Annotated in this window: 2 protein-coding genes; one reads left to right on the forward strand and one right to left on the reverse strand. The window is 75.3% G+C overall.

Translation table 11 applies throughout. The features are described 5' to 3' along the window. Nucleotides 1-653, reverse strand: a 653-nt coding sequence (locus tag KS423_RS45490) for an AfsA-related hotdog domain-containing protein (RefSeq protein ID WP_308020332.1), incomplete at its 3' end; no start/stop codon positions are given. Nucleotides 654-1000: 347 nt separating this feature from the next. On the opposite strand from KS423_RS45490, the gene KS423_RS45495 reads away from it, so the two are divergent. Next, on the forward strand, nucleotides 1001-1390 hold a 390-nt coding region (locus KS423_RS45495), incomplete at its 3' end, for a helix-turn-helix domain-containing protein (protein WP_224285516.1).

Below are 1390 nucleotides of genomic sequence, written 5' to 3' on the forward strand. Positions count from 1 at the left end.
GGCGCCGGCGGCCGTGGTGGGACGGTGCGCCGCGCGGGGCCGCGCAGCCGGGCGTACGAGGCGGGGGAGAGCACCCGCAGCTGGCCGGTGCCGCGGCCGATCGGCAGGCCGTCCCGGGTGACGTCGACGCTCACCCGCAGCGAGACCAGCTCGCCGTGCCGGATCCGGACGTCCTCGCAGCCGACGGCCAGCATCAGCGAGGCGGGGCCGGTCGTGACGGCCAGACCCGGCAGCCCGGGCTCGTCGAGCGCGTAGGAGAGGTCCTCCATCACGAAGTGGTGTCCGCGAGGCACGCCGAACCCGGCGTGGCCGACCAGCAGCCCGGCCTGCCGGATCGTTTCGGCGAGCAGCACCGGGTCGTGGTAGCGGTCCCCGGGCAGCCGGTAGAAGCCGTGCAGCCGGGGCCACTGGGCGCCGAGCAGGAAGTCGTACGGGCCGGTGGCCTGCCAGCCGGTGAGGAACACCTCGGACACCGAGGCGCGGTGCACCAGGTGCCGGGAGACCGTCCGGTCGTGGAAGTCGTAACCGGTCGCGGGGCCGCCGTGGAGGTCGTAGCCGCTCGCGGGGCCGCCGTGGAAGTCGAAGCCGCCACCGCCGCCCGGGCCGGGGTGGGCGTACGGGCCGTGCGGGTCCGGCTCTACGATCGATGGCATGACTGGCCCCCGCTTCAGGGTGTCGGTCGGAGCGGCCGCCACGGCCGTCCAAACAAAACATACATACCACCCGGTTTGTCTTCGGCGACTGGGGGTGCCCGGGCCGCACTCTCCGGTCCGGGCAGCTACCTGCCCCGTGGGCTGGGGGAATGCCCGTTCGGGAGGCTTCGGACCATGGGCGGGGGGCCGTCCCCGCTGGACGGCGGGGGCGAAGCAGGCGCTAGATTAGATACCAACCATGCGGTTTCGGAAGGTGCCGTCCGCATGCGAGAGCCGCCCCGCAGGGGGCGCGCCGACAGCAGCCGGGTGGGGCGGGGATCGCGCCCGGCCGAGTCCGGAGGGGGCCAGTGGTCAAGCAGGAACGGGCTGGGCGGACCCGGCAGGCCGTACTGCTCGCCGCCGCGGAGACCTTCGCGCAGGTGGGCTTCGAGGCCGCCAGCCTGGTCGACATCAGCCGCCGGGCCGGGGTGAGCAAGGGGGCCCTGTACTTCCACTTCGTGTCCAAGCAGGCCCTCGCCGACGGGGTGCGCTGCGCCTCCGGGCGGGAGGTCGGCTCGGCCGCGCTGCGCGCGCTGCGGGCCGACGGCCCTGCGCTCCAGGGCCTGATCGACTTCTCGCACGAGCTGGCCCGGATGCTGCGTGAGGACGTGGTGGTGCGAGCCGGCGTCCGGCTCGGCCGCCAGGGCCCGCGCCGGGACGGCGCCCCGGAGGTGCCGGACGGCCGGCCCGCTCCGGTG

Source organism: Streptomyces sp. LS1784 (assembly GCF_020103755.1).
GTDB lineage: Bacteria > Actinomycetota > Actinomycetes > Streptomycetales > Streptomycetaceae > Kitasatospora.